Source organism: Pseudomonas sp. RIT288 (assembly GCF_000631985.1).
In the GTDB taxonomy this organism is placed as follows: Bacteria; Pseudomonadota; Gammaproteobacteria; order Pseudomonadales; family Pseudomonadaceae; genus Aquipseudomonas.
In genome coordinates, this window is record NZ_JFYN01000019.1 from 1 (window position 1) to 25,646 (window position 25,646).

Here is a 25,646-nt window from a genome sequence, read left to right on the forward strand (position 1 = left end):
ATGTCGCCTGACACACCGCTATCGCGAGCAGGCTCACTCCTACAATGGGCTGCGGCGAAGGCACGCATCCCGACCCGATCCCCGATCCCAGTGGGATGAACCAAATACCCGATCCACACCCACAATTCCTGTAGGAGTGAGCCTGCTCGCGAAGGCGTCAGCCCAGACAACATCCATGTCGCCTGACACACCGCTATCGCGAGCAGGCTCACTCCTACAATGGGCTGCGGCGAAGGCACACATCCCGACCCGATCCCCGATCCCTGTGGGATGAACCAAATACCCGATCCACACCCCCAATCCCTGTAGGAGTGAGCCTGCTCGCGAAGGCGTCAGCCCAGACAACATCCATGTCGCCTGACACACCGCTATCGCGAGCAGGCTCACTCCTACAATGGGCTGCGGCGAAGGCACACATCCCGACCCGATCCCCGATCCCTGTGGGATGAACCAAATACCCGATCCACACCCCCAATCCCTGTAGGAGTGAGCCTGCTCGCGAAGGCGTCAGCCCAGACAACATCCATGTCGCCTGACACACCGCTATCGCGAGCAGGCTCACTCCTACAATGGGCTGCGGCGAAGGCACACATCCCGACCCGATCCCCAATCCCTGTGGGATGAACCAAATACCCGATCCATACCCACAATCCCTGTAGGAGTGAGCCTGCTCGCGAAGGCGTCACCCCAGACAACATCCATGTCGCCTGACACACCGCTATCGCGAGCAGGCTCACTCCTACAATGGGCTGCGGCGAAGGCACGCATCCCGACCCGATCCCCGATCCCAGTGGGATGAACCAAATACCCGATCCACACCCACAATTCCTGTAGGAGTGAGCCTGCTCGCGAAGGCGTCAGCCCAGACAACATCCATGTCGCCTGACACACCGCTATCGCGAGCAGGCTCACTCCTACAATGGGCTGCGGCGAAGGCACGCATCCCGACCCGCCCCCCGATCCCTGTGGGATGAACCAAATACCCGATCCATACCCCCAATCCCTGTAGGAGTGAGCCTGCTCGCGAAGGCGTCGGCACTGCCTCCATCGCAACAGCCTGACCCACCACCAAATCCCGCCCACAAAAAAGGGGACTTTCGTCCCCTTGCGGTATCGCCTGGCCGATCACCAGTTCATTAATAAATATCTTTCGACAACAACGTAAACGGAGTCTTCACCAGGATCTTCAGATCCAGCCACAACGACCAGTTGTTGATGTAATGCAGGTCCATCTCCACCCGACGCTGCATCTTGTCGATGGTGTCGGTCTCGCCACGGCAACCGCTGATTTGCGCCAGCCCGGTGATGCCCGGTTTGATTCGGTGGCGGGCCATGTACGCGAGGATTTTCCCCGAGTAGTAGTGGTTGTGCGCTACAGCGTGAGGACGTGGGCCGACCAGGGCCATCTGCCCCTGCAGCACGTTGAACAACTGCGGCAGCTCATCCAGCGACGTGCGGCGGATGAAGCGCCCGACGGCGGTGATGCGCGAATCATTGCGGCTGGCCTGGATCACTTCACGGTCATCGTGCACGCGCATCGAGCGGAATTTCCAGACCTGAATCACCTTGCCGTTCCAGCCGTGACGATCCTGCTTGAAGAACACCGGGCCCGGCGAGTTGATCTTCACCGCCAGCGCAATGAACAGCAGCACCGGACTCAACAGGATGATCGCCAGCAGCGCCACGCCTTTTTCCACCAGACTCTTGCTCAACGCAGCAGTAGGGCGGCTGGTCAGCGGACTTTCGTTGAGGCAGATTGCCGGCAGACCATCCACGACCTTCACCGAGTGGTTGAGCAGGGTCAGACTGTTCAAGTCCGGCACCCAGACCACATCGACGTTGGCGCCGAGCAAATCGACGTACATCGCTTCGATTTTCGCGGCCTCGGCCAGCGGCAGGGTGATGTACAACCGGCGGATGTCATGATCCTTGATCAGCTCGAGCAAATCCTCCTGATCACCGACCACACGCGGTGCATCCGAATCCAGATTCGGTGTCGCGCCATTGCTGACCAAACCTACCAGCGGCAGGTTTTCCACCTGACTGATCTTCTTCGCCAGACCCAGAGCCAGCTCGCCGGTGCCGACGATCAACGTCTTCTGTGCGCTGGTGCGGGAACGCTGGTAGTACTTGGAAAAGGCATGCAGCGGCGCGTACATCAACGCCTGACCGAGGAAGCCGTAGACCGCCCAACTCAGCGTCACCTCGCGGGAGAACACCTCGTCGGCCTTGCACACGAACGCGATGCCGGCCAGCGCCACCATGGTCATCGACCAGCCCATGAACAGGCGTCCAAGCCCGGTCAGGTAATTGTCCTGCTTGCGATACACGCCGCTGAACGTATACGCCGGCACCGAGGCCAGTACCGCCAGTGTCGCGCACATGCGGTAATAGAACTCGACGGTGCCCGTCTGCCGTTCAGCCAGTATGAATAACAACGCAACAATGAAAGCCTGCGCCAGTGCCCATTGGCCCCAGAAGGTAAGTCCCTTGAGGCCGTTATTTCGATTGATCCGTAGAGAAAGTTCCATGAGATATCCCCAGAAATACGTCCATTCAGGTTTCGACAGTTGAAGTCCGAGTTGCTAGATAGGCTTGTTGTTGTTATTGGACGAGTGTCCTGAGGTAACAACGTCGATAGGCCGAACTGTCGTCAATCAATAGACTAAGTTATTGCTGGAGAGGGTGTCTGACGAGTTCTAACAAGATGGCACAGTGCCAACTTTTTAATAATCAAATGCAAGGGTGTTAGAAAAGGTCGCAGAGCAGGGGGTGAATAAATTATGTTGTGTTTGTTACTGTAGGAGGGGTGGAGGCAGGGAGCTATTATTACTATGGGGGGGAAGCCAAACAGAGTGCTCTTGTTGTTTTTGTAATCGCACTGTTTTCTGTTTGTTTTGCTTGTGGATATCGTGCGTGTTTACGCAACGATTTCCTGGATGAGGCAATAACCGCGGTTTCTTACGGCACGGAACAATCGCTCACCATTACTCGCGCTTTTGAACTTGTCCTGCAGGCGACTCAGGCACATCTCCAGGCCCCGGTATTGCTCCGGCTCGCGGCCGATGCTGAGGATCAGGTCATCACGACTGACTACACGCTCTTCGTGATGGAGCATCTTGCGCACCAGTGCGGTTTCCAGTCCGGTAAGGCTGATCTCGACGCCTTCCTTGACCAGTGCGCCTTGATCGTTGTCCAGATGCCAGGTTTCGTTGCAAGTGGCGGCGTCTTCGATGGCGGCAGTGCGGTTGTCGCTCTCTGCACTTTGAAACGGCTTCGCCGATTGTGCGGACAGCCATTCCGATTCGAGAGTGGCCAATATGCGCTGGGTGTCGTGTTCAATCGTGCGGGCAACGTTTTTCCGGGTGCCCCTTGGGTAAGTGAACTCCATCAGCATGGGAGCGGAAGAGGGCGAAGTAGCACCTTCAATAAACATTTGTGCCTGAGACGTGCCAAACGAATTGAAGCGCTCGCTGGACAGAATGCTCTCAAGTTCACGCTGCGACGTTGTACTGTTGGTCACGACGACAAAATATTTTCTTGGGAGGGTTGTACTAGTTTCCATGTCTCTCTCCTAAAATTTGCACCAAAATGGGCGAAAAGGTAAATCGGCAGGCGAGCAATGACTTCCTTGGAAGTAACCGACAGGCAGGGTCTGGGCCCAAAATGGCCTCGATAAATTCCACTCGTTCTGCTGCTATGTTGTTAAGTTTATTGTTATGGTTCGGTGTAGCCGTGCTCATTCAATGGCTTGATTATTAGTAGATTTGAAGTACAACTTGAGCGGTATGGTTGCATATGACGATCCTTCGTGATTATGCAAAGAGGATGGCTGCCCGAGAGTCAGGCAGTCGATATCAGACCCCGCATCAGGCGATAGCCGTAGCCGCGGATGCTCTGAATCGCGTTGGTACCATACATGTCCTTGATTTTTCCACGCAAGCGGCTGATGGATTTTTCCAGCGCCCTCGGGTCGTAGAAATTGGTATTGAGCCCCATGATGCCGGCGATTTCATCATGGCTGAGAATGTGATTGCTGGTCTGCGCAAAGGCTTCGAGGATCTTCATCTCGGCGAACGAGATGTCGAGTTTCTGGCTGGTGCCGCCCTGCAGGCAGATGCGCGTCGGGTCGAGCGTGAGGTTGATATCCCGCTGCCATTCTTCGCTGTTGAAGAACTCACCGAGCAACTCGTCGCCCTCGTCGGAAAGGGTATTGAGCTTGATACAGAAGTCGGCACCGGCCAGGAAGTACTTGATCTTGTTGAAAGCGCCGCGACCGGTAATGACCGCGCAGATGATCGGCTTCAAGTTGTCGCTGCGCAGGCTCTCGATCAGCGCAAGATTGTCTTCCAGCGCTTGGGGAGTGTCGATAACGATGAAAATGGCTCGATACGAACCAGAAAGTTCATTGTTATAGGAACTAGTGTACGAACCGGCCTCAAGTGCCATATCAGTGCGTACGTGCTTTGCGATCAGCGCCCTGAAATGTTCGGCCACGCCACGGGTACGACCCAGAGTAAGAACACCGGGTACGTCGTTTGTCGGGCGCGGACTTCTAGTCGCCAAGTTCCCTGAGAGCATCATGCTTTGACTCGAATTAGGTGCTGACATCGGGATGTTAAAGCACCGGTTCTCGTCTGTGACTGACAATTGGTAACATTCACGCGATTTTTAGACGTGGCTCCCGAGTTTTCTAACAATAATTAAGCATTTCAAGCTTTTAGTTGATTTTCTCGGGGTTGTGAACTAGTCGTTACATGATGGCGATGTGGAATTGTGCCACTATTTTGAATCCATGGCCACGGCTTTATTCATGTCCAATTGCCACTGTTCACGATCCTGACATAGTGTGAGCTTGATCACACTTTATTGGCCGATCGAACTTTTTTCTACTAAATGCCTAAATATTTTCCGAGTGGTTCGTAGGCGGACGTTTATTAACATGGCTTGAGTGTGTCTTTTGATAAGACATATTCTCCGTCGCCTGATCAGGCAATGGGTGTCGCGTTATACCGATTGTTTAACTTCAGATACTCAATTCCTGAATGCAGTTGACCGGTCGCTCATCAAGAGCGCTCTGACGGAGGATTAATGGATTTCTGGACCTTTATCCAGGTGTTGATATTGGGCGCGGTAGAAGGCCTGACCGAGTTCTTGCCGATCTCCAGTACCGGCCACCAGATCATCGTCGCCGACCTGCTGGACTTCGGCGGCGAACGCGCGATGGCGTTCAACATCATTATTCAGCTGGGGGCGATCCTGGCCGTGGTCTGGGAGTTTCGCCCGAAGATCTTCGACATCGTCAAAGGCCTGCCCACCCAACGCAATGCGCAACGTTTCACCCTCAACCTGCTGATCGCCTTCCTCCCGGCGGTGGTCCTCGGCGTGCTGTTCGCTGACAAAATCCATCAATACCTGTTTAACCCGATCACCGTGGCCATGGCCTTGGTGGTAGGCGGCATTGTGATGTTGTGGGCCGAACAGCGCAGCCATGTGGTGAGCGTCGATCACGTTGACGACATGCGCTGGTCAGATGCGTTGAAAATCGGCTTCGTACAATGCCTGGCAATGATTCCCGGCACGTCGCGCTCCGGCTCGACCATCATCGGCGGTTTATTGTTCGGCTTGTCCCGGAAAGCCGCCACAGAGTTCTCGTTCTTCCTCGCCATGCCGACCATGGTCGGCGCCGCGGTGTACTCCGGCTACAAATACCGCGACCTGTTCCAGGCCAGCGACCTGCCGGTGTTCGCCCTCGGTTTTGTCATCGCGTTCATCTTCGCCATGATCGCCGTGCGCGGCCTGCTCAAATTCATCGCCAACCACAGCTACGCCGCGTTCGCCTGGTATCGGATCGCGTTTGGCTTGTTGATTCTGGCGACGTGGGTGTTTGGTTGGGTGAACTGGACGGAAGCGGCAGCCTGATCACTGACTGCTGATCAATGTAGCAACCGCGAGGTCGTTCAACGCCGAGTCGGGCAATTCTTGGCGGTAGCGCTGCAAGGCTGATGTGAAATACGCGGCTTGCAGCATGCCGTCGCTGGCGAGGTAATAGCGCGCCGCTTCGATTTCCTCTGGCGAGTAAACACGTTTCTTGAGTCTGGACACATCTGAGGTCGCATCGAACGAGGCCACCGTCGCCGTGAAAAACAGAAAGCCGGAAAGCTGAGTCGACTCGAAAGGGCCACCATCCCCCTTGCCACACCCCTTCACAAAGTCGCAGGAGGCGAGGGCGCTAGAAGAGATAGTCGAGATTAAAGTGAGGAGGATAAAACGCTTGAACGAAACACAGCGAAACGCGGGCATAAACAAAAGACATCCTGTCAGCACAGCAAAATTCCGGGCAACGCTCATTCGTTGCCCGCACAGTCAAACCATCAATCAACGGCCTTCAAGCAACTCGCCAGCCTGATCCAGCAACGCCAGCGGATCCTTGGCCTTGTGAATATCCACTGACAACAACTGACGGAATTTACGCGCCCCCGGGAACCCGGTGCCCAACCCCAGCACGTGACGGGTGATGTGATGCATCGCACCGCCCGCCTGCAAATGCTCGGCAATATAAGGCCGCAACTGCGCCAGCGCCTCGGCACGGCTGATCACCGGCGCGCTGCTGCCGAACAACTGCTGATCAACCTCCGCCAGCAAATACGGATTGTGATAAGCCTCACGCCCGAGCATCACACCGTCAAAGGTCTGCAAATGTTCATGGCAGGCCTCCATCGTCTTGATCCCGCCGTTCAGCACAATCTCCAGCTCCGGAAAATCCGCCTTCAACTGCGCCGCCACGTCATACCGCAACGGAGGAATGTCGCGATTCTCCTTCGGCGACAAGCCCTCCAGAATCGCAATCCGCGCATGCACGGTAAAACTGGTACACCCGGCATCCCGCACCGTCCCGACGAAATCACACAACTCGGCGTAACTGTCCCGCCCATTGATCCCGATCCGATGCTTCACCGTCACCGGAATCGACACCGCATCGCGCATCGCCTTCACACAATCCGCCACCAACTGCGGATGCCCCATCAGGCACGCACCGATCATATTGTTCTGCACCCGATCACTCGGGCAGCCAACATTCAGATTCACCTCGTCGTAACCATGCGCCTGGGCCATGCGCGCGCAAGCGGCCAGATCCAGCGGGACGCTTCCGCCGAGCTGCAGCGCCAACGGGTGCTCGGCTTCGTTGTGACGGAGGAAACGTTCGTGGTCGCCGTTGAGGAGAGCGCCGGTGGTGACCATTTCGGTGTAGAGCAGGGCGTTCTTCGACAGGAGGCGTAGGAAGAAACGGCAATGGCGGTCGGTCCAGTCCATCATCGGGGCGACGGAGAAGCGGCGGGAGAGTGGGGCGGGATTTAGAGACATTGGGAAGATCTGAATCACAGGGGCGAAGGCGAGGGAGTTTATCAGGAATGGTGGGGAGGGGCATGGGCGAGGCTCTGAAGTTGGAGATCTTCAGAGGTTTATGGGCGAAGGAGAAAGCGTGTAGATAGGTGTCTTGAATAAATCAGTCCCCTTTCCACGGTCCTTGAGAAAAGTTGCTACGCTTACTGGGGTATGGCCAAATGATAGCGGCATGATTTTCAAAAATATTCTTGAGTGAGCGGAGAGTAATCAGTGGTTGATGCTATTCAGAGTTTTCTTTTGGCTATTGGGTGTGCAATCGGTGCGTTTTTAGCATGGTGTAAGTTGTGTGAAACCTTCGAAAAAATTATTAGAAAAGAGAAGTTGCAGCGCGTAGTGGTTGGGGTTATGGAGGTAAGTTTTCGTGTTGGGGCGAGAAAAATTATTGCATTATGGTTGCATATGAATAATGCGGTTTTTGGGAGCAGGATTTTTTCATGGAGGGCGCTTTGGGTTAGTTTTTTACTAACAAATGTTTGGGCTGGGATATTTATCTTGGTGTTCAGTTTTAAATATTCTTTATTTCGAGAGTGGATGCTGAATATTGTTGAGTTAAGCAGTTTGAGGTGGCCTGCTTTAGCTATCTACTGCACCATCTTGATCGTTGAGTTTTTATCGATAAGCCTTACTCGGAAGATATATCGAGTCACTTTGTCTGATGGGAAGAAAACATTTGGTTGGGCGCTAATTTTTGATGTTGTTGGTTCTGTAGTATTGTATTACGTAGGGCTGACGGTTGCTAAATTTATTTTATTGCACCATGGCGCAGCTTCTCCAGTGACGTCTCTGGGTGTGTGGTTAGATCCTAATAATCTGACCACGTTACTAAGGGTTGTAGAAGACTTTGATATGTCTAACTTTAAAGCGGATGGGCAGGGGCGTTTCACAACAGACGTACCTTTATCTACCGAGGTGGTTTACGCATTTCCTGAAGGTGTATTCTTTTTTACAAGTCTTCTTACTTCGATATGGTTGTGGGGGTACATTGCGGCATACAGCATTGCATATGTGTGCGTGCGCATTGATCGATTCAAGCCGGTGTTGTGGGAGTGGGTGAGAATAGAGGAGCAGCCTTTATTGGTTCTTTCTGTTTTGTCTGGGTTGGTTATTGTTGTTATTTACTTGTTGGTTAGCATTGTCGGAGTGGTTTTTAGGTTTTAGATAAATAAGTTAGCGGATTTATATAAAGAGAAAAGGGGGGGCTAGATAATTCGTTAACTTTGTTTTTATACAGTGTTAGTTTCAGTAGGAAACTTCTCGCGAAAAATAATTTCGTCCCCTTTGGTTTTTTTGATCAAGGATTTTTATTGCATAGTCGGCGCCAGAAATTCTCGTTTTTTTTCGGTTTTTCTTGAAAGCTAGAGAACCAGGTGGGGTATTCTTCATTCTCTGGAATTAATCCCTCTCTACGGGCTTCGTCGAAAGAAACTTCGTTAATGTTTGGCGCCGTGGATGTTAGTTTTTTTTCGAATCGTGTGGCGGTATATAATCCATGTTGGTGCAGGTCTTTGCATAGTAAAACGCTAAAGAAAATAATTTCGTCATTGTGGGAGGCCATTCCTTCTATGCAGTCTCCAAATTCTTGATTTACGTGTCCGTCACCGAAAGGAAGTCCAAAGTACATAGAGATGATATCCGCGCCAAAAGAGAAATTTCCAGATTTGAATGACTTGATCAATTCGTTTCGGGTAGCGATGGAGTAGTTCAAATGTTCAAGTGATTCGGCGATGGCAGATGTTAAACTTAGCGATCGGTTGTTTATTGATAGTCGTGTGAACACAATTTCTTTCAGCGGATCAATCGGTGGTTTTGAAGTTGATAGCGTGCGAAGGTCACCTGAAAATGCATAAGTTTCTGAACTTTCAGGATGGCTTTTTCTGGTTTTTATTATCTGTTCAATTGTTTTTTTGTCAGTGGCGTATTTTTCTTTTATTGGTTGTAGGTATTGTTTCTTCAGTCCAATGGCTGAGCTCGCAATCGATAGTGCTATTGTCATCCCGGCATTTACGTTGCGGATCTCTTTGGTGAGCTCATCCCGTAGTTTGCTACGCTCAGCTATCCGTTGTGCAGCCATGGCACCAGCAAATGCACCAGCTAACGCACCAACTAATGATGTGGTGAATGAAGAGTTTGAAAAAGACTTTATTGTTTCCCAGGTTGAAAGATTGAATAGGTTGTCTATTAAAGGTGAGGTGTGGTCTTTTATAGTTGTTATAAGTGTCTGTAATTTATCCATCGGGGGGGAGTGCCTTTTGTCGATGGGAAGCAAGTTGTGGTGTTTTTCTTTAGTCATGTTTTTTGTAATTTTTTGATATTTCGGTCCATATGTATCTGTATCTAAACTCAAGCCATCGGATCAATAGCTTATCTTTTATTCTTCGTAAAGCGCTCGCTTCTCGAGCTCTTAAAGTTTCTTTAATATCATTTTTCAGGTTTTCCAAATTAAAAGCAGACCATATTATTGGTATAATGGTCTCTAAGTTTGTATGGCAGACCGGTGCTACCTCATGATAAAGAATCCTCTTGATTTCGTTAGGATCGTAGTCTTCCGTCTGACGCGCAATAGCTTCATAATCAACTTCTGTATCAACAAAAGCGTCAGATAGCGCCCAATAGACGTAAGCGAGTTCCTCATCCGTCATTGAACGTTCCATGTCAGAAACTCCTCCAGTTCTTCATCCAGACTATCTGCCACCAAGTCCCCAACAATACCTCCTGCTACGCTTCCCGCAACCACAACTGCGATTGCACAGACCGGGGCGGCGGGGCCGCACAGCATAGAAATACTCAATCCAGCTAACGCACCACCGGCGGCGCCTCCACCTAGGATAATCCCTTGGCGTCCGGCTTCTTTTGGCTTGTTGTCTGCTTTGTAGATCTCTGACGCGGCGAAGGCGGCAGTTATAACCCATGCGACTTTTCCGGTGACTTTCATCATCTTTGTGCAGGTGGTGATGTTGGGGGAGTTGGCGGTGAATCAGGCGTTGGATAACGTCGAGCTCAAGGCGTAGATCGCTGCCCTCCATGGCGAGCGGCGAGGTCGTGGTCGCGGAGGGCGTTCTGTCGATGCGCAAAACAATTGCCCCAGATGGCGGTTTTCAGCCTGTTTCCGCAGCAATAGCGATGTGCCACAAAAAATGATGGCAATGCGTCATCACGCGCTCAAAAAAGTTCAACGATTGTACAAAAATATAAAGTTGTACAACTTTTCCCAAAATTTATAGCATCCGTTCCAACACCTTTGCTGAAACGATAAGTCCAGCGTGATTCCTGGATTTGTCCGCTGGTGCGTGGGCCGTCGGTACGGCTTTTCGCGTCAGCTTATTGCAGCCGGGTCAGTGGAAGCTGCCCGTATTTCGCCCAGGACGACGACCCCGAATATGAGCGGTAACTCCGGTTATCAGAGATCTACTTTTTGTGCCTGACGCTGAATCGCGTCAGGGCGTTAGAGGCTGAACATGGCAGAAGCATCGAGTTTCCTGGGCAACATCAAGGTTTCCCGAAAGTTGGGGGCCGGGTTTGGCGTTCTTTTGCTGGCGGTGGGGGCGGTGGCCTTCATTGGCTACAGCAGCAGCAATGTGCTGGTTGATCGCCTGGACACCACGCGTCTGATCGGCACGCTCAACGATGCGACGCAGGACATGCGGCTGTCGGAGAAGCAGTACGAAGCGGCGGCGGATGTCGCTTATGCCGAGGCTTATCAGTCGCAGCTGACGGTGTTGCAGGGGCTGATCGCCAAGGCGTTGCAGACCCTGACGCGGGCGGAAAACCAGCAGGCCTTGAAGCAGTTGCAGGACACTACGCTGGCCTACGATCAGCGGGTCAAGCGCTTGGTCGAGGCGGACAAGGCGACCAGCGATGCGCTGAAACCGTTGGGGGCGATGTCGGACAAGTACGCCGAGACTTTCACCAGCATGTTTGAGAGCACCACGGCCAGTGCGTTGGCGTCTGCCGACAGTGCGCGGGTGGCGGACTTGCGCACGGTGGCGGATCTGCGCAATGGCATGACGATGTTTCGTCTGATGCTGCGGCGTTATATCGCCGTGCCGAGCGAGGCCAACAAGAAGGTGCTGCTGGACACCACTGATGCGTTTCTGGCCGACATGAGCAAGGCACGCAGCGGTTTGCCGACGGCTCTGTCGAGTCAGCTTGAAGAGGCGCAGGCCGGGATTCGCCGTTATCGCGAGGTGCTGGTTGAGGTTGCCGCGCTGTTCGAGCAGAAGCAGAACCTGCGCCAGCAGGTGGATCAACAGAGCCAGGCGATGGACAGCATCATGACCGGCCTGATGGACACTCAGCAGCGCCTGGCGCGGGACGATCAACATCGTGCGTTTATCCAGATTGCAGTGCTGACCGTGCTAGCGCTGGTGGTCGGTCTGTTGGCTGCGGTGCTGATCTCGCGGCAGATCACCGGACCGCTGGCGCTGACGGTGGAGCTGGCGCGACGGATTGCCAAGGGCGATCTGACTGTGCAGGCCAAATCCAGCCGCAAGGATGAGTTGGGCGATCTGCAAAACGCGATGCAGGACATGGCGCAAAGTCTGAACACGCTGGTGCAGGGGATTGGTAACGGCGTGACACATATTTCGACGTCGGCCGAGAAGCTTTCGGCGATGAGCGAGCAGACCAGCGCCGGCGTGCGCCAGCAGAAAGTCGAGGTGGATCAGGTCGCCACGGCGATGCACGAAATGGCCTCGACGGTGCAGGAGGTGGCGCGCAACACCACCGACGCATCGGCCGCCGCGACCCTGGCCGATCAGCAGGCGCGTCACGGCAGTGCGGTGGTCAAGCAGGCGACTGTGCAGATCAGCGAACTGTCGGTGGCGATCGAAGACTTGGGCGCGGCGATGAACGTGCTGTCCCAGGACAGTGAGCAGATCGGCAAGGTCATCGATGTGATCAAGGCAGTCGCCGAGCAGACCAATTTGCTGGCGCTGAACGCGGCGATTGAAGCGGCGCGGGCGGGGGAGCAGGGCCGTGGTTTCGCGGTGGTTGCCGATGAAGTGCGCTCGCTGGCGCAGCGCACTCAGGATTCAACCAAGGAAATCGAAGCGCTGATTGTCACGTTGCAGCAGGGCACGCAAGCCGCTTCGACACTGATGACATCCAGCCGCGAGCGCACGCTGGACACGGTGGTGCTGGCGCAGAAAGCCGAGCAGGCGATTACCGAGATCAACCATTCGATCGGCACGATCCAGCAAATGAGCCTGCAGATTTCCGCCGCCGCCGAGCAGCAAAGCGCGGTGGCCGATGAGATCAATCGCAGCATCGTCAGTGTGCGCGATGTGGCCGATCAGTCGGCCGTCGCCAGCGAAGAAAGTGCTGCCGCGACCATTGAGCTGGCATCGCTGGGGCAGGACCTGCAGCGCATGACGGCACATTTCCGCACCTGATGGCATTTCGCAATGAACTTGGCCGGAATTGACCGGTCAGCCTGTATAAGCGGGGGCCGCCAAGCGGCGCCACCCGGTCCGTGCAGTTATTTTTTCTGGGCCATGGATGGTTGCAACCCGCTCTCAGGGGGCGTCATGACCAATACACCAATTTTCCCCCAGCCCAGCGGGGGGTGCCAAGGATGCCGGCAAAAAGGCGAGGCCGATATGGCGTTCTCCTTCGCGTTCCAGCCGATTGTCGATGTGCGTGATCAATCGACCTTCGCCCACGAGGCGCTGGTCCGGGGCGTGCAGGGCGAGGGGGCGCTATCGGTTCTGCAGCAGGTCGATGACCAGAACCGCTATCGCTTCGATCAACTGTGCCGCGTACGGGCGATCTCCACGGCAGCGCAGTTGGGGCTCACCGGGTTTCTCTCGATCAACTTCTTGCCGAACGCCGTTTATCGTCCGGACCTGTGCATTCGCAGCACGCTGGAGGCGGCTCGCGCGCATGCGTTCCCGCTCGATCGGTTGATCTTCGAAGCGGTCGAGGGCGAGCACGTCGAAAGCAACAAACACTTGATGAACATTTTGCGCGAGTACCGCGAGTTCGGCTTCAAGACCGCCATCGATGACTTTGGCGCCGGCTACTCCGGGCTGAATCTGCTGGCGGACTTTCAGCCGGATCTGATCAAACTGGACATGGCGTTGATCCGCGATATCCACCGCGACCGTGTGCGTCAGGCGATTGTGCGGGGCGTGGTGGGCATGTGTACCGAACTGGATATCGAGGTGATTGCCGAGGGCATTGAGCACCCGGAGGAGCGGGACTTTCTTGCCGATTGCGGGATTTATCTGATGCAGGGTTTCTGGTTTGCCAAACCGGCGTTTGAGTCGATGGCGCAGATTCCGACGCAGGCGTGGCGGGCGGTTTGACGCTGGACTCACACTCAAAGTCTTTACGCTCACTGGCAGCGAAGGCCGTCATCTCCAAGTGACGGCCTTGCGACTTTAAACGGTGTTGAGCCGTTGGATCACTGGCGCCAGTGCAGGGCGCTTGTTCCGCCATTCGTCTTTGGTGATACCGAGCAGAACAACGTCGATCCGCGCTCCCTCCCTCAGGATGTTCTGCCGGCGAACGCCTTCAATCTCGAAGCCGAATTTCTGATGCATCTTCACCACCGCCGCGTTCATCGCCAGCACTTCGCAGTTGAGCTTTTCCAGACCGGCGACATCAAACGCGTAATCAAGCATCCAGAACTCGATCACACTGCCCAACCCCTTGCCCTGCAACCCGACGTCCAGATAAAACGCCCAGTCCGCGCTCTTGTGTAAAACGTTGATCGCATTCAACGAAACAACGCCCACCGCTTGCTCATCCTTGATCACCACAAACACTTGTTGCCGTGAGTTGCCCTGCAAAGAGGCCAGCCAGTTGGCATGTTCCTGTTCGCTGATTTCATGCGCGGTGTACATGAACTTGCGCACATCCGGTTGATTGCGCAGGGTGCGGATATGGGCCTGAATTGCGGGGCTGGCGTTGGTGAGGGGCAGGAATTGCATGGGGATGTCCTTGTCGGCGGATAAGCGATTCTGAACCGGCGCTGTCGATCAGCAAAGTTTCATGTTGCCGTGCGCGACGCAGGCCTAGGATGTTGGCAGAAGATTGCGGTGTTTATCCCAGGGAATCGTGCCATGCGCCTGAATGTCATCAAAGTGCTGTTGATCGCTGCAGCGGTATCGGTGTTGAGTGCCTGTTCGGGCGCGGGTGGGCTGACCACCACCAGTTGTTTTTCTTCGGATTGTCAGTCGCCGGAGGGACGCAGTCATGCGACGACCCTCAAGTTTGGTGGCAACAGTATTGGCAGCAGCTTGAATCAGTACAGTTCCGGGATGTTGCATGACGACTGATAGATTTCCCGGCTGAAGGTCAATGTGGCGAGGGAGCTTGCTCCCGCTGGGCGCGAAGCGGCCCCTCAAAAGAAGGCCTGCTGCGCAGTCCAGCGGGAGCAAGCGCCCTCGCCACAAATGTTTGTGCCTGGGAGATTACTGCGGCAGCGCCAGCCACTCGCCAAGGACCTTCTGATAAGTGCCGGTGACTTTGCTCAAATGCAGCCACTGATCTACGTACAGCTTCCAGCTGATGTCATCACGCGGCAGCAGGTACGCCTTCTCGCCGTACTGCATGTACTGGTGCGGATTTACCGCGCACAACCCCGGTTTGAGTTTCTGCTGGTACAGCGCTTCCGAGGCGTCGGTGATCATCACGTCGGCCTTGTTGTCGAGCAGTTGCTGGAAGATCGTCACGTTGTCGTGCAAGGCCAGTTGCGCCTTGGGCAGGAAGGCGTGGACGAAGGCTTCGTTGGTGCCGCCCGCCGGTTCAACCAGGCGCACGTTGGGCTGGTTGATCTGCTCGACCGTCTGGTATTTGGACTGGTCGGCGCAACGCACCAGCGGGATTTTGCCGTCGCTGTCGAGGGTGTTGCTGAAGAAGGCTTTTTTCTGCCGCTCCAGCGTCACTGAAATGCCGCCCATGCCGATGTCGCACTTGCCGGCCTGCATGTCCGGCATCAGGGTTTTCCAGGTGGTCTGCACCCACTCGACCTTGACCCCGAGGCTGTCGGCCAGCGAGCGTGCCATGGCGATGTCGATGCCCTCGAAGTCGCCGTCGGTGCGCTTGAAGGTGTAGGGCTTGTAGTCGCCAGTGGTGCAGACGCGCAATTGGCCTTGTTGCTGGATGCTGTCGAGGTGCGAAGGGCTTTCCTGCGCCTGAACGCCGGCGGCCAGGGTCAGCGCGCCGCAAAGGATCATCGTGCTTTTTAGAATGGTCATGGACATTGGGCTTCTGCAGAGGACGGTGAGCCAGTGTAGTGAAAGGCCTTCGCGGGTGTCATCCCGCATCCGGACTCAACGTGCCGAGCCACGCCACCAACGCCACGATCAGCAGCGCCATGCCCAGCTCCAGCAGCACGCTGCGCCTGAGTGCATTCGCCGCGATCACAGGCTGTCCATCGCGTATGGATCGCTCCAGCGCAGGCCCAAGGTGAAAGCGGTTCAGCGCCGCCAGAACCAGCATCGCGGCAAACAGCAGCACCTTGATCGCCAGCAACATCCCATAGGTGCCGAGCAGCACGTCATCCAGCCTCGGGCCGACGATGAACAGGTAATTCACCACGCCGCTTACCGACAGCGTCAGCACAATCGCCGCGCCGATCCATTCGAAGCGTTTCACCGCCTCTGCCAACAGGCGAATCCGCGCTTCATCCACACGCCCCCGGGCCAGCAGCACCAGCGCCAGCATGGCCCCCAACCATGCACCCGCCGCCAGCAGATGGAGGATGTCGCTGAGGAAATGCCAGAACCGCAGCGAGCCCTCATCCATTGCCCCGTGCCCACTCCACGCAAGGGAAGTGAGGGCGACTGCGCCGGCCATCGACGCGAGCCACATCCCCGGCTGAACCAGCACCACGATCAGTGCAATCATGCGCAGCGCCCACGCCAACCCGACGTCCGTTTCCAGCAGCATCATCTGCAGGTGCGGCCAGAGTGCGGCAAGTTTGGTTTCGCCACTCATGGCGCTCGTCATCAGCAGCAGTCCAGCCACTGACAGCAGTGCCCCGATCAACGCCAAACCACGCAACAGCGGCTTGAAACGCAGCGGCGCGTTAACGCTGTATAGCGCAAACAACGCCACCCCGAACAACAGCAACAAATCCACATACAACGCCAGGCGCAGAATGATGTTGATCAGTTCAGCCATCGCTCATTTCACTTTGAACGTGACGTTGCCGGTGATCGGGTGCGTGTCGGACGACACCGCGCGCCACTCGACCTTGTAGGTGCCGGCGGGCAGTGGCGCGAGCGGGGTGATGAGCATCGATTTCGGGTCGCTGCCGGCGCTGACTCTGGCCTTCATCGGCATCGGCGAATGGGCCATGCCGGGCATCTCGGTCATCACCAGTTTGGCGCCGGAGAACTGGGTCAGCAGATTCTCGGAAAAGTGCAGTTCGATCTTGTCGGGTGCCGCGCCGTCGGCACCTTCGGCCGGGGTTGATGACAGCAGTTTCGGGTGAGCCTGAGCGAGGCTGCTCAGGAGCAATCCGCTGGCGAGTACAAGGGTGATATTCAACGTGCGCATGCAAGACCTCCGGGGTTGTTTTTCAATGGGATTCAGAACCACAGCCGCACACCAAGCACGAGCCGTGCTTCGCTGCGATTTTCGCCTTCTTCGCGGACGTAATCGGCGGTGTTGCCGTAGGTGCGGTGCCACGTCACGCCGAGGTACGGCGCAAATTCGCGGCGGATTTCGTAGCGCAGGCGCAGGCCGGCTTCAGTGTTCGACAGGCCGGAGCCGAGGCCCCGTTGCGGGTCGTTTTTGCCGTAGACGTTGAGCTCGGCGGTGGGCTGCAGGATCAGCCGATTGGTCAGCAGAATGTCGTAATCGCCCTCCAGCCGCAGTGCGCTTTGTCCGCCCTCGCCGAGAAACGCCGTGGCCTCGGCTTCGAAGTTGTACAGCGCCATGCCCTGCACACCGAACGCAGCCCAGGTTTGTGGGGCGCCGGGTTTGAAGTCCTGACGCACGCCGCTGACCACGTCCCACCACGGCGAAATCGCGTGGCCCCAAAATGCCTGGAGCTCAGCGTCCTCGGCCTTGCCGTTGCTGCGTTCGCCTTCGGAGCGCAGCCACAGGCGATCAATATCGCCGCCAATCCAGCCGGACAGATCCCAGGCCAAAGCGCTGCCGTCATCGGCGTTTTGCCATTCGAGTTTGTCGGCGAGGAAGTAGCTGTTGATTGCGCTGTCATGCACCTGATGGCCGCCGGGGCTGACGAACACGGCGGCGCGGTCGGCGTCGGTCAGCACCGGGATCGGCGTGCGACTTTCTGTCGGCGCGGCGGGCTGCATCATGCCGTCGTCCATGCTTTGCATCGAGTGATCCATGCCGGGCATCTGGCTGTGATCCATGCCGGGCATCTGGCTGTGATCCATGCCTTGCATGTCGGCGGCGGCCATGACGGAAGTGCTGATGAGCAACAAGGAGAACGTTGCGATTCGAGTCATGATCGGCCCCTTCATTCTTCCACCCGCACTTCGCGGAACATGCCCGTTTCCATGTGATAAAGCAGATGGCAGTGATAGGCCCAGCGGCCCAGTGCATCGGCCGTGACCCGGTAGCTGCGACGGGTACCGGGGGGCATGTCGATGGTGTGTTTGCGCACCTGGAAGTTGCCGTTTTCGTCTTCCAGATCACTCCACATGCCGTGCAGGTGGATGGGGTGGGTCATCATCGTGTCGTTGACCAGCACCAGACGAATGCGCTCGCCGTACTTGAGGCGCAGCGGCTCGGCGTCGGAGAACTTGATGCCGTTGAACGACCAGGCGAATTTCTCCATGTGCCCGGTCAGGTGCAGCTCGATCGTGCGCCCGGGATCGCGGCCGTCCGGGTCTTCGAAGGTGCTGCGCAGGTCGGCGTAGGTCAGCACGCGGCGGCCGTTGTTGCGCAGGCCGAGGCCGGGGTCGTCGAGTTTCGGCGCGGTGCTCATGGCTTGCATGTCCACCAGCGGATTGTCCTGTTCGCTGGCGGGGTGCGATTGCATCGGGCCCATCGCCGAGTGATCCATGTCTGCCATGTTGCTCATGTCCATCGAGCCGTGATCCATGCCACCCATGCCCATGTCGTCCATGGTGACCAGCGGGCGCGGATCCAGCGCAGGCACCGGTGCTACCAGACCGGCGCGGGTGGCGAGGGTGGCGCGGGCGTAACCGCTGCGGTCCATGGTCTGGGCGAACAGGGTGTAGGCGTCGGCGGCGGGCTCGACGATCACGTCGTAGGTTTCCGCCACGGCGATGCGCAGCTCGTCGACGCTGACCGGTTTGACGTGCAAGCCGTCCGCCGCGACCACGGTCATTTTCAGCCCCGGAATGCGCACGTCGAAGTAAGTCATGGCCGAGCCGTTGATCAGCCGCAGGCGCAGTTTTTCGCCGGGGCGAAACAGCCCGGTCCAGTTGCTGTCGGGCGTGTGGCCGTTGATCAAGAAGGTGTAGGTGGCGCCACTGACGTCGGCGATGTCGGTGGGGTTCATCTTCATTTGCGCCCACATCGTGCGGTCGGCAACGGTGGCGCCCCAGCCTTTGTCGCTGACGTCGTCGATGAAATTGCCAACGGTGCGCTTTTGGTAGTTGTAGTAGTCGGACTGCTTTTTCAGGGTCTTCATCAGGCTGGCCGGGTCTTCGTCGGTCCAGTCGCTGAGCATCACCACGTAGTCGCGGTCGTACTGGAACGGCTCCGGCTCTTTCGCGTCGATCACCAGCGGCCCGTAGACCCCGGCCTGCTCCTGCAGGCCGGAATGGCTGTGATACCAGTAAGTGCCGTGCTGCCGCACCTTGAACTGGTAAACGTACACGCCACCCGGTTCGATGCCGTGAAAACTCAGACCCGGCACGCCGTCCATGTTGGCCGGCAGCAGGATGCCGTGCCAATGAATCGAGGTGCTGTCCTTGAGCCGATTGCGCACCCGCAGCGTCACCGTGTCACCCTCGCGCCAGCGCAACAACGGGCCGGGCAGACTGCCATTGATGGTCAGCGCAGTGCGCGGGCTGCCGGTGAGGTTGACCGGGGTTTCGCCGATGAACAGCTCGAATTCGCTGCCGCTCAGTTCGTTGATCTGCCCGGGCGGGGTCAACGCCCAGACCGGCGCGCGCCACAGACCGAGGCCGCCGAGCAGGCCGCTGGCGGCCAGGCCTTTGACGAAGGTGCGTCTTGAGGTGTTGGAAGGCATGCGCTGGAAGTCCCCGTTTGATACATGACGGAGAGGCTAACCAGCGCTGGCTTTCAGTTGGCTGAGAGGAGGATTACAGTTTTGACAGTTTGACCGCTCGCGTTACAGGCCGAGCCCTTCCTGCACCACCTGCAACAGGTTGTTCTCGGTCAGCGCAATCGCATCCAGTTCATGACCGGTTTCCACCGTTTGCAGCCACCAATGGCTTTCATGATGCTCATCGACAGTGCGCAGCAGGTAGGTGTTGCGATCCGGCAGGGTGATCTGCACGCGGCCGGCGCCGTCTTCGGTAAACCGTGCGATGGGATCAAAGGTCAGGGTTTGTTGATTGGCTTCGATCACCAGTTGGTCGATCGCGTAATCGTGGCTTTCGCCATCGGGTGAGCTCTCGCAAACGTGGGTCGGATTGCGGCGGATTTTCAGGCCGACTTCGGTGACGGGTTGCAGCCAGACCTCGATGCGGTGGTACAGATCGTAGACCTGCGCCGGCCAGCAATCGATCTCCAGCGCGGCATCCGCATGGGTGTGCCGGGTTTGCTTGAGTTTGGCGGCGAGTTCGTCTGCTTTACTCATTTCGGATCCCTTGGTTTGATGTCTGCCTGTTAATCGTAGACCGTTCAACGGGGTGTGGCGTTGCCTTGCGTCATGAAGGTAACGCCAAAACCGCAAGAAGACAGCCTGGAAGTCAGCCGTGAATTCTGGACTGCGTTCAGATGAATGACTTCTCTGGAAGGGGCTGTTTCAGGAAAATGGAAAGACCGAAACATTAGTTTCGGTCTGTCTTTTTTTGATCAGGAGTTTATCAAGAATTACGAGAAGCGCGTAAGTAGTCGATGTATTCGGATCTTGAACCATTGATGATCTGCACGAACGTTTCGCTATGAAGGTTGTTGTGCGTGAATACTCTGCTGAGATAGGTTTTTATCGACATTTTGTGTTTGTAATGATTGTAGCCATTAAGTATGTTGTCCAGTGTTATCTCATAATCGCAGGAAATAATTTTTAAAAGGACTTCATATGCTTCGATGTTCATCGAGAAAAATGACGAACTGATGTCTTCGCCGGCTGGGCCCGTGAAGACAATGTTTTCCAGTATAAGCGGGAAGTCATTCATTGTGACCGCAAGGAACTGATAGTATTTGCTGTCAGTCAGATCCGGGTGAACCTTGCGCTGAACTATTTCCCCTATGCGAGTGCGAGCTTGAATCAGCGGGCGCGCCTTGGTTTTCTCGAACGAGTTGTCGACCGCTTCATCATCGCGCTCGGTTGAAAACACCCGGTCGAGAACCCGTGCCGACTTTATTTCGATTACAGTTACTGAGTTGTTCTCCGGGCAGGAAATCATCAAGTCAGGAGACATGCGTTGGGGTTTGCCGAAAGGAAATTCGGGGATGATTTTGTATTGGTCTTTCTTTTCTGAAAATGCCGTGTTGGAGAGATTGACGGCATACGTCTCGAAGGCACCTCCAAAATCATCCATGAATGGTGACTTTCCAACATAAAGATCTTTGATCTTGTAATACAGATTGTTGAATAGTAGATCTTCAACAAGCTTGCCTTCGATAGGGAGGTATCGAGTTTCGCTCAGTTTTATAAAAGGACGGTTTCGGAACAGTGTAAAGTTGTTTGGTTCGTCTATCGTGCTTTTTGCAAATGACTGGCTTTCTTCAAGGGTGCTGGAAATGAGGCCGAGCACGTCGGTGAGCGTTTTGCGATTAATCGGAACGCTTGCGCAAATGTGGTCGATATCGAGCACCCATCGATCAAGCTGGGTGGGGTTGAGATAATCGATGTCGTCCTTCAAATGGTAGATGTTGACCATTAAATAAATAATATTCAAATAGTCGACAAGCTTTATATTGTAGTGGCTTTCAAAGTCGGAGATGTAAGGGGCGAGGGTTTTGTTTTCCAGGAAGATTTTTTTTGCTCGAATAAACTGAAATTCCCAGCTGTCCCTGGAAAATGCGGTTGTCGTAGTCAAAAAGTACTGTTGCGGGTGTTGTTGTTCGCCATCGGAGTCGTTTAGTTTGCAAAAGGTGCGGTGTAATGTCGCTAAGCTATCCTGCAATGATTGCTGCGATGGCTTCTGATTCAAATGGGAAAGATAGTGTTTCCAGCAGGTCCAGATCTGTAATCTGCCATAAGGGGTGTGTTGTTCAAGCAGTTGCTGTTGAGATTTGTTATTTGCGAGCCTGGAAATGGACCATTCCTTAAAGACTTTCGCTTGATGATGCTTGAATGAAAGAGAGGAAAGCAATGTCAGGGAGTTTTCATCTGCTTTGTTGTCGAGGATCTCTTCGATGCTTTCTTGTGTTTTGTAAAAGTCCTTGTGCATCAACAAGTACTCGGCATTCGCCATGTTTTTAAAGTCCATTGTTTTGGCTGTCCTTGTGTTTAAATGATCAGGGCGCGTGATGTGCGTATTGAGTCGTAAAGGGAATGGTTTCTTAAATCAGTGGGTTGTTGCTTAGATAGCGGGTTACGAAAAACACCAATACCGCGACGGCAACCATAAAGATTGGAGTACTCAGCTTTGGTGCGTCTTTTTTGCCCTGGGCATGTTCTATTGCGTGCTTGAGATATTTGTAGGCTTTAAACGCGGAGAGCATGGCTATCAACGCCGCTGCGATCTTTATAAAGATCGGCTGGTCTCTCAAGTAGATCAGATAGCCATTTGCCAATATAGTAAAAACGATGCCTGTGATTCCTGCTGCAGCAAGAATTCTTATAAAGATTTTTTTCATTGTTTACAGCTCCTTGGCGATTTGGCCTCTGGCCCTATCAGATTTTTACTTCGGATCCAATTTACCCGGACTTTTTAGAGGTGTGATGGGGTGATGTCAAGGTGATATCGCCTTCTCCCCGTTGTCCGGCACTTTTCACGCCTATTCCAACCGACTGTTCTCGTCACAGGGTTGAAATTTCTTTATGAAAAAATGTTTCCGGCTGTTCAAATCAGCCCTAACTGGAACAGGTAATCAAACGCAAGGAGCGGTTACATGAAAAAGCTTTTTACAGTTGTGGCGCTGATCGCGCTGACGGCCGGTAGCATCGGCCTGAGTTCGGCGCGTCAGTCGAACGCCAGCAAAGTGCAAACGGAAGCGGTGGCGGGGCAGTTCGATTACTACCTGCTGACGTTGTCCTGGTCACCGACGTTCTGCCTCACTCACAAAGATGACGTGCAATGTTCCGGCAAGGGCTACGGCTTCGTGCTGCATGGTTTGTGGCCGCAATACGCCAATGGTGGCTGGCCGGAATCCTGCCCACCACTGACCACGCTGTCGGCGGCGGAAACCACCAGGGGCCTGACGCTGTTCCCGACCAGGAAACTGCTCGATCACGAATGGTCCAAACACGGCACCTGCAGCGGTCTCGGCGCGATGGGTTATCTGGACGAAGCGGACAAAGCGCTTGGCGCGGTGAAAATCCCGCAGGAGCTGCAACCGTTCAGCTCCTCGTATTACTTCGAAGCCCAGGAAATCGCTGACCTGTTCCGCAAGGCCAATCCGGGGATCCCGGCCAATGGCATCGCGGTGATCTGCAGCGGCCCGGAACTCTCGGAAGTGCGGGTGTGCATGGGCAAGGATCTGCAGTTCGGCGCGTGCGGCAAGGGCGTGAAGACCCAGTGCCGGGCAGGGGATATCCGGGTGCCGCCGTCGCGTTGATGTGATTCAAAACAGCCAAGACAAACACTGAATCCGTGGCGAGGGAGCTTGCTCCCGCTGGACTGCGCAGCAGGCCCCTGCTTTTAGGGTAAGACGGGGCGCTTCGCCCCCAGCGGGAGCAAGCTCCCTCGCCACAGGGTTTTGGTGAACTCGAGTATTCGGGCCAAGACTCGCTTGCCTGATCAATGGGCACGATCACCCGCAAAACGACAACTGAAAATAAATCGCCGCGCAGCGTTCATCCAAATCTCTTGCGCGCCGATACAACTGGGCGGGAGTGTGATGGCGCTGCGGGTTTGCTGTGCGCACCCCGGTGGGCTACGCTCACAAAAAGTAAGGGTTTCGGGCTGCGGCCCCTGTCGTACCTGCCCAGGACATGTTTTTGCCAATCCCCATTCACGACCCGCATCAGACCCCCGGCACGCTTAAACGCCTGCCGCTGCGCAAGGCGGCAGCGCTGTTCATCGTTGCGGTGTGCCTGTGTCTGTCCGGCTTGCTCTATCTGCAACTGGAGCAGACACGACGCCAGGATCTGGCAAATGCGCAGATCGCTTCCACCAACCTGACCCGGGCCATGGCGCAGCAGGCCGAAGACACGTTTCTGGCCGCCGACCTGGTGCTCACCAGTCTCGCTGATTGGGTCGAGGACGACGGATACGGCGCCGCACAGCGACCACGTCTGCAAAAAACTTTTGCACGTCGGGTGCAGCAACTGGAGCAGTTGCACGGCATGTTCCTGTTCGACCGCGAGGGCCAGTGGGTGATCACCTCGTTCCCGGACCTGCCCCGTGGCAAGGGTGTCGCTGACCGCGAGTACTTCAAGTTTCACCAGCAGAATGTTTCCACCGTGGCGCACATCGGTCCGGCGATTCGCAGCCGCGAGAATGGCGAGTGGGTCATCCCGATCTCGAAACGGATCAACGATCGCGCCGGCAATTTTCAGGGCGTGCTGATGGCCGGGATCAAGATGGCGTACTTCGACCGGTTCTTCAAAAGCTTCAGCCTTGATGACAGCGGCATCATGTTTCTCGGACTCAAGGACGGCACATTGCTCGCGCGGCGGCCGTTCGACGAAGGCCTGATCGGTTCGTCGCTGGCGCAAGGCAGGATTTACCAGAAGCTGCTGCCCGAAGCCCCGGCCGGCACTGCAATGATCAAGTCGGTGGTCGACGGCGTGGTGCGCTTGTACGGCTACCGCCAGTTGGCGGCTTACCCGCTGGTGGTAGCGTCCGCCTCTTCGCGCGACACGATTCTCAAGGGGTGGTATGAGCGAGCCTTTCAGTCCAGCGTGATTGTGGCGCTGGTGATTCTTGGCGTCGGACTGTTCGGCTGGGTGTTCATTCATCAGGTGCGCGACGGCGAGCGAATCGAGAAAAACCTGCGCAAGGCACAGCGCACACTGGAGCAGATCGCTACCCACGACAGCCTGACGGGGCTGGCGAATCGTCGGCTGTTCGAGCAATCGCTGGAGATCGAATTTGCTCGCGGTGCACGGCAGTCGAGTCCGGTCGGGCTGATCATGCTCGATATCGATTTCTTCAAGCGCTACAACGATGCCTACGGCCATGTGGCAGGCGATCATTGTCTGACGCAGGTGGCGCAGGTGCTGAAGAATTGTTGCCAGCGCAAGGCTGACCTGGCGGTGCGTTATGGTGGCGAGGAGTTTGCGGTGCTGCTGCCGGACACCGACATCAACGGTACGCTGGCGATTGCCGGGCAGATCCGCCGCAGTGTGATGGAAAAGTACATAACTCACAGCGGATCGCCGACCGGGTATCTGACGGTGAGTTTGGGCTGTTACTCGTTTGTTCCCAGCGGCAATGACAGCCTGGAGGCGTTTATCCAGTGTGCCGATGCGGCGCTGTATCAGGCGAAAAATGCCGGGCGCAATCGTGCGGCGGTGTTGTCGCTGGAGGCCGGGGTTGCCGAGTTGATGCGTTCGGATCGCTGAAGACCCGCGTTTGATCTGTGGCGAGGAATCAGATTCCAGCGCCACAGATTCATGCCTTCATGCCGGATCACCAGCGGTCACGCTTGTTCGTTCAGCTGCCTGTCCCACCGCCGGCACCGCCAGTTCCGCCACCGGCCGAACCGGTGCCGCCCCCCGCCCCCGATCCAGAACCCATGGTGCCACTGTTAGTGCCGGTACCCTTGCCGGCGCCATCGGTACTGTCACCGTTTTTTGGTGCGCCGGGGTTGGTGTTGGGTGGCATGTTGGTGCCGCTTGTAGCACCGGATTTGGTGCCTGAGGCATCTGCCCCGTCATTGGCGGCAAAAGCGCCGACCGAGGCGGTGGCCAGCAGCCCGGCGAGCAACAGGGAAGTCAGTTTGCGCGATGTCATGGTTACGTCTCCAGAAAGGCTCGGTTACCTGACTTTGGTCTGAAGGCAGCAATCGTTGGTGCCGATTGGCTGACGAGCGGTTGT

At 55.9% G+C, this 25,646-nt stretch carries 25 protein-coding genes and 1 pseudogene; 8 read left to right on the top strand and 18 right to left on the bottom strand.

Features of this window, described 5'->3' with window-relative positions:
• Window positions 1–1,136 precede the first annotated feature (1,136 nt).
• From BW33_RS17090 to BW33_RS17100, 3 genes are all read right to left on the bottom strand, one after another.
• On the bottom strand, window positions 1,137–2,531 hold the full coding sequence (locus BW33_RS17090) for an undecaprenyl-phosphate glucose phosphotransferase (RefSeq protein ID WP_047600152.1): 1,395 nt from the start codon (window positions 2,529–2,531) through the stop codon (window positions 1,137–1,139).
• Window positions 2,532–2,920: 389 nt separating this feature from the next.
• Window positions 2,921–3,565: a winged helix-turn-helix domain-containing protein gene (locus tag BW33_RS17095; RefSeq protein WP_047600153.1), complete on the bottom strand. Its 645-nt coding sequence runs from the start codon at window positions 3,563–3,565 to the stop codon at window positions 2,921–2,923.
• A 278-nt stretch (window positions 3,566–3,843) separates the two neighbouring features.
• Window positions 3,844–4,584 (bottom strand): winged helix-turn-helix domain-containing protein, encoded by a 741-nt coding sequence (locus tag BW33_RS17100; RefSeq protein WP_047600154.1) that lies wholly within the window; start codon window positions 4,582–4,584, stop codon window positions 3,844–3,846.
• A gap of 507 nt (window positions 4,585–5,091) precedes the next feature.
• Between BW33_RS17100 and BW33_RS17105 the strand changes: the two genes are divergently transcribed.
• Window positions 5,092–5,922, top strand: a complete 831-nt coding sequence (locus tag BW33_RS17105; protein WP_047600155.1) for an undecaprenyl-diphosphate phosphatase — start codon at window positions 5,092–5,094, stop codon at window positions 5,920–5,922.
• On the opposite strand, the gene BW33_RS17110 is transcribed toward BW33_RS17105, so the two are convergent.
• Window positions 5,923–6,303 carry a DUF2388 domain-containing protein gene (locus BW33_RS17110; RefSeq protein ID WP_047600156.1) on the bottom strand — a complete coding sequence of 127 codons (381 nt, stop codon included), beginning with the start codon at window positions 6,301–6,303 and terminating at the stop codon, window positions 5,923–5,925. It abuts the gene before it with no gap.
• A 75-nt stretch (window positions 6,304–6,378) separates the two neighbouring features.
• Entirely contained in the window at window positions 6,379–7,365 is a 987-nt protein-coding gene (gene dusA, locus BW33_RS17115; protein ID WP_081794226.1) for a tRNA dihydrouridine(20/20a) synthase DusA, read from the bottom strand.
• 252 nt (window positions 7,366–7,617) lie between these two features.
• On the opposite strand from dusA, the gene BW33_RS17120 reads away from it, so the two are divergent.
• Window positions 7,618–8,565, top strand: coding sequence for a hypothetical protein (locus BW33_RS17120; protein WP_047600158.1), 948 nt, complete (start codon window positions 7,618–7,620; stop codon window positions 8,563–8,565).
• A gap of 133 nt (window positions 8,566–8,698) precedes the next feature.
• Here BW33_RS17120 and BW33_RS29445 read toward each other — a convergent pair whose 3' ends face one another.
• Genes BW33_RS29445 through BW33_RS17130 form a run of 3 tightly spaced genes read right to left on the bottom strand, consistent with a single transcriptional unit; the run spans window position 8,699 to window position 10,342 of the window.
• Window positions 8,699–9,697: a hypothetical protein gene (locus BW33_RS29445; protein WP_152546138.1), complete on the bottom strand. Its 999-nt coding sequence runs from the start codon at window positions 9,695–9,697 to the stop codon at window positions 8,699–8,701.
• Window positions 9,690–10,046 (bottom strand): DUF7079 family protein, encoded by a 357-nt coding sequence (locus BW33_RS17125; protein WP_052032730.1) that lies wholly within the window; start codon window positions 10,044–10,046, stop codon window positions 9,690–9,692. The genes BW33_RS29445 and BW33_RS17125 overlap by 8 nt, the downstream gene beginning before the upstream one ends.
• Complete coding sequence (locus tag BW33_RS17130; protein ID WP_177327500.1) at window positions 10,043–10,342, bottom strand: hypothetical protein; 300 nt, start codon at window positions 10,340–10,342, stop codon at window positions 10,043–10,045. Before BW33_RS17130 ends, BW33_RS17125 begins: the two co-directional genes overlap by 4 nt.
• A 520-nt stretch (window positions 10,343–10,862) precedes the next feature.
• Between BW33_RS17130 and BW33_RS30520 the strand changes: the two are divergent.
• The 3 genes and pseudogenes from BW33_RS30520 to rimA form a co-directional block, all read left to right on the top strand.
• Window positions 10,863–11,939: pseudogene (locus tag BW33_RS30520) on the top strand (methyl-accepting chemotaxis protein); the annotation flags it as partial.
• 78 nt (window positions 11,940–12,017) lie between these two features.
• Window positions 12,018–12,797, top strand: coding sequence for a methyl-accepting chemotaxis protein (locus BW33_RS30525; RefSeq protein ID WP_442965404.1), 780 nt, complete (start codon window positions 12,018–12,020; stop codon window positions 12,795–12,797).
• A gap of 135 nt (window positions 12,798–12,932) precedes the next feature.
• Entirely contained in the window at window positions 12,933–13,712 is a 780-nt protein-coding gene (gene rimA, locus BW33_RS17140; RefSeq protein WP_047600162.1) for a S6 modification regulatory phosphodiesterase RimA, read from the top strand.
• A 75-nt stretch (window positions 13,713–13,787) separates the two neighbouring features.
• Here rimA and pseH read toward each other — a convergent pair whose 3' ends face one another.
• Entirely contained in the window at window positions 13,788–14,339 is a 552-nt protein-coding gene (pseH, locus tag BW33_RS17145) for a UDP-4-amino-4,6-dideoxy-N-acetyl-beta-L-altrosamine N-acetyltransferase (RefSeq protein WP_047600163.1), read from the bottom strand.
• A gap of 132 nt (window positions 14,340–14,471) precedes the next feature.
• Here pseH and BW33_RS17150 point away from each other — a divergent pair, with 132 nt between their 5' ends.
• Entirely contained in the window at window positions 14,472–14,687 is a 216-nt protein-coding gene (locus tag BW33_RS17150; RefSeq protein ID WP_047600164.1) for a hypothetical protein, read from the top strand.
• A gap of 135 nt (window positions 14,688–14,822) precedes the next feature.
• On the opposite strand, the gene BW33_RS17155 is transcribed toward BW33_RS17150, so the two are convergent.
• The 8 genes from BW33_RS17155 to BW33_RS17190 all read right to left on the bottom strand — a co-directional run bounded on the left by BW33_RS17155 (window position 14,823) and on the right by BW33_RS17190 (window position 22,299).
• Window positions 14,823–15,608 carry a transporter substrate-binding domain-containing protein gene (locus BW33_RS17155; protein ID WP_047600165.1) on the bottom strand — a complete coding sequence of 262 codons (786 nt, stop codon included), beginning with the start codon at window positions 15,606–15,608 and terminating at the stop codon, window positions 14,823–14,825.
• A gap of 58 nt (window positions 15,609–15,666) precedes the next feature.
• The gene (gene copD / locus BW33_RS17160; RefSeq protein WP_047600166.1) at window positions 15,667–16,536 is read right to left on the bottom strand and encodes a copper homeostasis membrane protein CopD; all 870 of its coding nucleotides are present in this window, start codon (window positions 16,534–16,536) and stop codon (window positions 15,667–15,669) included.
• Window positions 16,537–16,539: 3 nt separating this feature from the next.
• On the bottom strand, window positions 16,540–16,914 hold the full coding sequence (copC, locus tag BW33_RS17165) for a copper homeostasis periplasmic binding protein CopC (protein WP_047600167.1): 375 nt from the start codon (window positions 16,912–16,914) through the stop codon (window positions 16,540–16,542).
• Window positions 16,915–16,946: 32 nt separating this feature from the next.
• Complete coding sequence (locus tag BW33_RS17170) at window positions 16,947–17,837, bottom strand: copper resistance protein B (protein ID WP_047600212.1); 891 nt, start codon at window positions 17,835–17,837, stop codon at window positions 16,947–16,949.
• An 11-nt stretch (window positions 17,838–17,848) separates the two neighbouring features.
• Entirely contained in the window at window positions 17,849–19,555 is a 1,707-nt protein-coding gene (locus BW33_RS17175) for a copper resistance system multicopper oxidase (RefSeq protein ID WP_047600168.1), read from the bottom strand.
• A gap of 102 nt (window positions 19,556–19,657) precedes the next feature.
• Window positions 19,658–20,128 (bottom strand): hypothetical protein, encoded by a 471-nt coding sequence (locus BW33_RS17180; protein ID WP_047600169.1) that lies wholly within the window; start codon window positions 20,126–20,128, stop codon window positions 19,658–19,660.
• A gap of 229 nt (window positions 20,129–20,357) precedes the next feature.
• Window positions 20,358–21,929: a hypothetical protein gene (locus BW33_RS17185; RefSeq protein ID WP_047600170.1), complete on the bottom strand. Its 1,572-nt coding sequence runs from the start codon at window positions 21,927–21,929 to the stop codon at window positions 20,358–20,360.
• A 73-nt stretch (window positions 21,930–22,002) separates the two neighbouring features.
• Complete coding sequence (locus BW33_RS17190) at window positions 22,003–22,299, bottom strand: hypothetical protein (protein WP_047600171.1); 297 nt, start codon at window positions 22,297–22,299, stop codon at window positions 22,003–22,005.
• A 255-nt stretch (window positions 22,300–22,554) separates the two neighbouring features.
• Here BW33_RS17190 and BW33_RS17195 point away from each other — a divergent pair, with 255 nt between their 5' ends.
• Window positions 22,555–23,220, top strand: a complete 666-nt coding sequence (locus BW33_RS17195; RefSeq protein WP_047600172.1) for a ribonuclease T2 — start codon at window positions 22,555–22,557, stop codon at window positions 23,218–23,220.
• A 382-nt stretch (window positions 23,221–23,602) separates the two neighbouring features.
• Entirely contained in the window at window positions 23,603–25,171 is a 1,569-nt protein-coding gene (locus BW33_RS17200) for a sensor domain-containing diguanylate cyclase (RefSeq protein ID WP_047600213.1), read from the top strand.
• Window positions 25,172–25,262: 91 nt separating this feature from the next.
• Here the strand turns inward: BW33_RS17200 and BW33_RS29885 are convergent, their stop codons facing one another.
• Window positions 25,263–25,562: a hypothetical protein gene (locus BW33_RS29885; RefSeq protein WP_047600173.1), complete on the bottom strand. Its 300-nt coding sequence runs from the start codon at window positions 25,560–25,562 to the stop codon at window positions 25,263–25,265.
• Window positions 25,563–25,646 lie beyond the last annotated feature (84 nt).

Coding starts and splice junctions, on each gene's coding strand:
- BW33_RS17195 (WP_047600172.1), top strand. CDS start 22,555: ATGAAAAAGCTTTTTACAGTTGTGGCGCTGATCGCGCTGACGGCCGGT.
- BW33_RS17150 (WP_047600164.1), top strand. CDS start 14,472: ATGCGCCTGAATGTCATCAAAGTGCTGTTGATCGCTGCAGCGGTATCG.
- BW33_RS17130 (WP_177327500.1), bottom strand. CDS start 10,342: ATGATGAAAGTCACCGGAAAAGTCGCATGGGTTATAACTGCCGCCTTC.
- BW33_RS17180 (WP_047600169.1), bottom strand. CDS start 20,128: ATGAGTAAAGCAGACGAACTCGCCGCCAAACTCAAGCAAACCCGGCAC.
- BW33_RS17125 (WP_052032730.1), bottom strand. CDS start 10,046: ATGACGGATGAGGAACTCGCTTACGTCTATTGGGCGCTATCTGACGCT.
- BW33_RS17095 (WP_047600153.1), bottom strand. CDS start 3,565: ATGGAAACTAGTACAACCCTCCCAAGAAAATATTTTGTCGTCGTGACC.
- dusA (WP_081794226.1), bottom strand. CDS start 7,365: ATGTCTCTAAATCCCGCCCCACTCTCCCGCCGCTTCTCCGTCGCCCCG.
- BW33_RS17185 (WP_047600170.1), bottom strand. CDS start 21,929: ATGGACTTTAAAAACATGGCGAATGCCGAGTACTTGTTGATGCACAAG.
- copD (WP_047600166.1), bottom strand. CDS start 16,536: ATGGCTGAACTGATCAACATCATTCTGCGCCTGGCGTTGTATGTGGAT.
- BW33_RS17155 (WP_047600165.1), bottom strand. CDS start 15,608: ATGACCATTCTAAAAAGCACGATGATCCTTTGCGGCGCGCTGACCCTG.
- BW33_RS29885 (WP_047600173.1), bottom strand. CDS start 25,562: ATGACATCGCGCAAACTGACTTCCCTGTTGCTCGCCGGGCTGCTGGCC.
- BW33_RS29445 (WP_152546138.1), bottom strand. CDS start 9,697: ATGACTAAAGAAAAACACCACAACTTGCTTCCCATCGACAAAAGGCAC.
- BW33_RS17170 (WP_047600212.1), bottom strand. CDS start 17,837: ATGACTCGAATCGCAACGTTCTCCTTGTTGCTCATCAGCACTTCCGTC.
- BW33_RS30525 (WP_442965404.1), top strand. CDS start 12,018: ATGAGCGAGCAGACCAGCGCCGGCGTGCGCCAGCAGAAAGTCGAGGTG.
- BW33_RS17190 (WP_047600171.1), bottom strand. CDS start 22,299: ATGAAAAAAATCTTTATAAGAATTCTTGCTGCAGCAGGAATCACAGGC.
- BW33_RS17090 (WP_047600152.1), bottom strand. CDS start 2,531: ATGGAACTTTCTCTACGGATCAATCGAAATAACGGCCTCAAGGGACTT.
- BW33_RS17110 (WP_047600156.1), bottom strand. CDS start 6,303: ATGCCCGCGTTTCGCTGTGTTTCGTTCAAGCGTTTTATCCTCCTCACT.
- BW33_RS17175 (WP_047600168.1), bottom strand. CDS start 19,555: ATGCCTTCCAACACCTCAAGACGCACCTTCGTCAAAGGCCTGGCCGCC.
- copC (WP_047600167.1), bottom strand. CDS start 16,914: ATGCGCACGTTGAATATCACCCTTGTACTCGCCAGCGGATTGCTCCTG.
- pseH (WP_047600163.1), bottom strand. CDS start 14,339: ATGCAATTCCTGCCCCTCACCAACGCCAGCCCCGCAATTCAGGCCCAT.
- BW33_RS17100 (WP_047600154.1), bottom strand. CDS start 4,584: ATGATGCTCTCAGGGAACTTGGCGACTAGAAGTCCGCGCCCGACAAAC.
- rimA (WP_047600162.1), top strand. CDS start 12,933: ATGACCAATACACCAATTTTCCCCCAGCCCAGCGGGGGGTGCCAAGGA.
- BW33_RS17105 (WP_047600155.1), top strand. CDS start 5,092: ATGGATTTCTGGACCTTTATCCAGGTGTTGATATTGGGCGCGGTAGAA.